This window comes from Stenotrophomonas sp. Marseille-Q5258, assembly GCF_946900935.1.
GTDB classification, from domain to species: domain Bacteria; phylum Pseudomonadota; class Gammaproteobacteria; order Xanthomonadales; family Xanthomonadaceae; genus Stenotrophomonas; species Stenotrophomonas nematodicola.
In genome coordinates, this window is record NZ_CAMPPN010000051.1 from 1 (window position 1) to 5,432 (window position 5,432).

At 53.2% G+C, this 5,432-nt stretch carries 2 tRNA genes and 3 rRNA genes; all 5 read right to left on the reverse strand.

From position 1 onward, the window contains the following. Window positions 1-47: 47 nt before the first annotated feature. Window positions 48-162 (reverse strand): 5S ribosomal RNA (rrf, locus tag OC534_RS19105). Window positions 163-286: 124 nt separating this feature from the next. After that, a 23S ribosomal RNA gene (locus OC534_RS19110) occupies window positions 287-3,165 on the reverse strand. Between the two features lie 229 nt (window positions 3,166-3,394). Further along, window positions 3,395-3,471: transfer RNA gene (locus tag OC534_RS19115), tRNA-Ile, on the reverse strand. 48 nt (window positions 3,472-3,519) lie between these two features. Beyond that, window positions 3,520-3,595 (reverse strand) — tRNA-Ala (locus tag OC534_RS19120). 95 nt (window positions 3,596-3,690) lie between these two features. Beyond that, window positions 3,691-5,237 (reverse strand): 16S ribosomal RNA (locus OC534_RS19125). Together the 16S, 23S and 5S rRNA genes with 2 tRNA genes alongside form the textbook arrangement of a ribosomal RNA operon. Window positions 5,238-5,432: the final 195 nt, after the last annotated feature.

Consider the following 5,432-nt stretch of genomic DNA (forward strand, 5'->3'; position numbering starts at 1 on the left):
AAAGAAAAAACCCCGCTGCGTGAGCAGCGGGGTTTTTGGGGTGTAAACCCTGGCGATGACCTACTCTCGCATGGCTTAGGCCACACTACCATCGGCGCAGCTGCGTTTCACTTCCGAGTTCGGGATGGGATCGGGTGGTTCCACAGCGCTAATTTCACCAGGGAGACGGTTGGAGCGTCGCCATCCAAAACAACGGATATAGGCGCCTGCCTCTCATAGTTCTTGTGACGTAGCGTGCACTTGGATCTATCGACATGTCATGTCGGCCAAGGCAACTTGAGGTTATATGGTCAAGCCACACGGATCATTAGTATCAGTTAGCTCAATACATTGCTGTACTTACACACCTGACCTATCAACCACATAGTCTATATGGTTCCTTCAGGGGGCTTGTGCCCCGGGAGATCTCATCTTGAGGCGCGCTTCCCGCTTAGATGCTTTCAGCGGTTATCGCTTCCGAACATAGCTACCCGGCAATGCCACTGGCGTGACAACCGGAACACCAGAGGTTCGTCCACTCCGGTCCTCTCGTACTAGGAGCAGCCCCTCTCAAATCTCCAACGCCCATGGCAGATAGGGACCGAACTGTCTCACGACGTTCTGAACCCAGCTCGCGTACCACTTTAAATGGCGAACAGCCATACCCTTGGGACCGACTACAGCCCCAGGATGTGATGAGCCGACATCGAGGTGCCAAACACCGCCGTCGATATGAACTCTTGGGCGGTATCAGCCTGTTATCCCCGGAGTACCTTTTATCCGTTGAGCGATGGCCCTTCCATACAGAACCACCGGATCACTAAGTCCTAGTTTCCTACCTGCTTGATCCGTCGATCTTGCAGTCAAGCACGCTTATGCCTTTGCACACAGTGCGCGATGTCCGACCGCGCTGAGCGTACCTTCGAGCTCCTCCGTTACTCTTTAGGAGGAGACCGCCCCAGTCAAACTACCCACCATACACGGTCCCCGACCCAGATAATGGGCCCAGGTTAGAACGTCAAGCACGACAGGGTGGTATTTCAAGGATGGCTCCACTGCAGCTAGCGCCACAGTTTCATAGCCTCCCACCTATCCTACACAGACGAACTCAACGTTCAGTGTAAAGCTATAGTAAAGGTTCACGGGGTCTTTCCGTCTTGCCACGGGAACGCTGCATCTTCACAGCGATTTCAATTTCACTGAGTCTCGGGTGGAGACAGCGCCGCTGTCGTTACGCCATTCGTGCAGGTCGGAACTTACCCGACAAGGAATTTCGCTACCTTAGGACCGTTATAGTTACGGCCGCCGTTTACTGGGGCTTCGATCAAGAGCTTCGCCTTGCGGCTGACCCCATCAATTAACCTTCCAGCACCGGGCAGGCGTCACACCCTATACGTCCACTTTCGTGTTTGCAGAGTGCTGTGTTTTTGATAAACAGTCGCAGCGGCCTGGTTACTGCGGCCCTCTTCAGCTATAGCTCGCATGAGCCACCAAAAAGGGCGCACCTTCTCCCGAAGTTACGGTGCCATGTTGCCTAGTTCCTTCACCCGAGTTCTCTCAAGCGCCTGAGAATTCTCATCCTACCCACCTGTGTCGGTTTACGGTACGGTCTGCGTAAGCTGAAGCTTAGGAGCTTTTCCTGGAAGCGTGGTATCAGTGACTTCGTCTTAAAGACTCGTCTCGGTGCTCGGTCTTAAAGGATCCCGGATTTGCCAAAGATCCAAACCTACCGCCTTTCCCCCGGACAACCAACGCCGGGTACACCTAACCTTCTCCGTCCCTCCATCGCACTTACGCGAGGTGCAGGAATATTAACCTGCTTCCCATCGACTACGACTTTCGTCCTCGCCTTAGGGGCCGACTCACCCTGCGCCGATTAACGTTGCGCAAGGAAACCTTGGGCTTTCGGCGTGCGGGTTTTTCACCCGCATTATCGTTACTCATGTCAGCATTCGCACTTCCGATACCTCCAGCAGACTTCTCAATCCACCTTCAACGGCTTACGGAACGCTCCTCTACCGCGTACATATAAATATGCACACCCCAAGCTTCGGTTCACTGCTTAGCCCCGTTAAATCTTCCCCGCAGACCGACTCGACCAGTGAGCTATTACGCTTTCTTTAAAGGGTGGCTGCTTCTAAGCCAACCTCCTGGCTGTCTGTGCCTTTCCACATGGTTTTCCACTTAGCAGTGAATTTGGGACCTTAGCTGTGGGTCTGGGTTGTTTCCCTTTTCACGACGGACGTTAGCACCCGCCGTGTGTCTCCCATACAGTCCGTCTCGGTATTCGGAGTTTGCAATGGTTTGGTAAGTCGCGATGACCCCCTAGCCATAACAGTGCTCTACCCCCGAGAGGATACATATGAGGCGCTACCTAAATAGCTTTCGAGGAGAACCAGCTATCTCCGGGTTCGATTAGCTTTTCACTCCTAATCACAGCTCATCCCCGTCTTTTGCAACAGACGTGGGTTCGGGCCTCCAGTACCTGTTACGGCACCTTCACCCTGGCCATGACTAGATCACCCGGTTTCGGGTCTACTGCCCGCGACTATGCGCCCTTATCAGACTCGGTTTCCCTTCGCCTCCCCTATACGGTTAAGCTTGCCACGAACAGTAAGTCGCTGACCCATTATACAAAAGGTACGCAGTCACTCTTTCGAGCTCCTACTGCTTGTACGCACACGGTTTCAGGATCTATTTCACTCCCCTCTCCGGGGTTCTTTTCGCCTTTCCCTCACGGTACTGGTTCACTATCGGTCGGTCAGTAGTATTTAGCCTTGGAGGATGGTCCCCCCATGTTCAGACAGGGTTTCACGTGCCCCGCCCTACTCGTCTTCACTGGAGTGGCCCTTTTAAATACAGGGCTATCACCTTCTATGGCCAGCCGTTCCAGGCTGTTTTTCTAGAACCATTCCAGCTTAAGGGCTAGTCCCCGTTCGCTCGTCGCTACTCAGGGAATCTCGGTTGATTTCTTTTCCTCTGGTTACTTAGATATTTCAGTTCACCAGGTTCGCTTCCAGCAGCTATGTATTCACTGCAGGATACCCGCAAGCGGGTGGGTTTCCCCATTCGGACATTACCGGATCAAAGCTTGTTGCCAGCTCCCCGATACTTTTCGCAGGCTGCCACGTCCTTCATCGCCTCTGACCGCCAAGGCATCCACCGTGTGCGCTTATTCGCTTGACCATATAACCGCAAGTTGCCTTGGGTTATATATATGACCTGGGGGTACAAAGCCCAGATACGAAATATAACGACTCAATTAATAAGAAGACATTCAAGTCTTCCGCCTTAGCCTCACGACACGTCAAGATAGATATCTCAAACGCTCGCTACGTCACAAGTTTTAAAAGAACACGTACCAGCCACAATGCTGATGCGTAATAAATTCTTTGTATGCGCTAGTCATTCAGAGTGGTGGGTCTGGGTAGACTCGAACTACCGACCTCACCCTTATCAGGGGTGCGCTCTAACCACCTGAGCTACAGACCCAATGTCCGTTCAGCTCATTGCCGTTTGCGTCGATAAACACGCAACGTGTGGTGGAGCCTGTCGGGATCGAACCGACGACCCCCTGCTTGCAAAGCAGGTGCTCTCCCAGCTGAGCTAAGGCCCCATATACGGGACTTTTCAAACCGGCTTGGCCGATTTGAAACTCTGAATGCAGGTACTTTGTGAAGACGCCCGACAGGACGATGTTGCCTTTGCTCAAAAGGAGGTGATCCAGCCGCACCTTCCGATACGGCTACCTTGTTACGACTTCACCCCAGTCATCGGCCACACCGTGGCAAGCGCCCTCCCGAAGGTTAAGCTACCTGCTTCTGGTGCAACAAACTCCCATGGTGTGACGGGCGGTGTGTACAAGGCCCGGGAACGTATTCACCGCAGCAATGCTGATCTGCGATTACTAGCGATTCCGACTTCATGGAGTCGAGTTGCAGACTCCAATCCGGACTGAGATAGGGTTTCTGGGATTGGCTTGCCCTCGCGGGTTTGCAGCCCTCTGTCCCTACCATTGTAGTACGTGTGTAGCCCTGGTCGTAAGGGCCATGATGACTTGACGTCATCCCCACCTTCCTCCGGTTTGTCACCGGCGGTCTCCTTAGAGTTCCCACCATTACGTGCTGGCAACTAAGGACAAGGGTTGCGCTCGTTGCGGGACTTAACCCAACATCTCACGACACGAGCTGACGACAGCCATGCAGCACCTGTGTTCGAGTTCCCGAAGGCACCAATCCATCTCTGGAAAGTTCTCGACATGTCAAGACCAGGTAAGGTTCTTCGCGTTGCATCGAATTAAACCACATACTCCACCGCTTGTGCGGGCCCCCGTCAATTCCTTTGAGTTTCAGTCTTGCGACCGTACTCCCCAGGCGGCGAACTTAACGCGTTAGCTTCGATACTGCGTGCCAAATTGCACCCAACATCCAGTTCGCATCGTTTAGGGCGTGGACTACCAGGGTATCTAATCCTGTTTGCTCCCCACGCTTTCGTGCCTCAGTGTCAGTGTTGGTCCAGGTAGCTGCCTTCGCCATGGATGTTCCTCCCGATCTCTACGCATTTCACTGCTACACCGGGAATTCCACTACCCTCTACCACACTCTAGTCGCCCAGTATCCACTGCAATTCCCAGGTTGAGCCCAGGGCTTTCACAACAGACTTAAACAACCACCTACGCACGCTTTACGCCCAGTAATTCCGAGTAACGCTTGCACCCTTCGTATTACCGCGGCTGCTGGCACGAAGTTAGCCGGTGCTTATTCTTTGGGTACCGTCAGAACAACCGGGTATTAGCCGATTGCTTTTCTTTCCCAACAAAAGGGCTTTACAACCCGAAGGCCTTCTTCACCCACGCGGTATGGCTGGATCAGGCTTGCGCCCATTGTCCAATATTCCCCACTGCTGCCTCCCGTAGGAGTCTGGACCGTGTCTCAGTTCCAGTGTGGCTGATCATCCTCTCAGACCAGCTACGGATCGTCGCCTTGGTGGGCCTTTACCCCGCCAACTAGCTAATCCGACATCGGCTCATCTATCCGCGCAAGGCCCGAAGGTCCCCTGCTTTCACCCGAAGGTCGTATGCGGTATTAGCGTAAGTTTCCCTACGTTATCCCCCACGAAAAGGTAGATTCCGATGTATTCCTCACCCGTCCGCCACTCGCCACCCATAAGAGCAAGCTCTTACTGTGCTGCCGTTCGACTTGCATGTGTTAGGCCTACCGCCAGCGTTCACTCTGAGCCAGGATCAAACTCTTCACTTAAAAACGCATAGTCCGAGGACTAAAAATTTAAAGCTGCAGATGCTTGACCGCTGGCAACGTTTCGCTTGCTTTAAAACAATTGATATGTTGCTTGATCAAACGTCTGCAAGATGGACAAATCATCCTTCCTGCAGGCGCCTTCACAAGATACCTGCGCATACTGTCAAAGAACCTTGGAGTCGGCCTCAGCGCCTT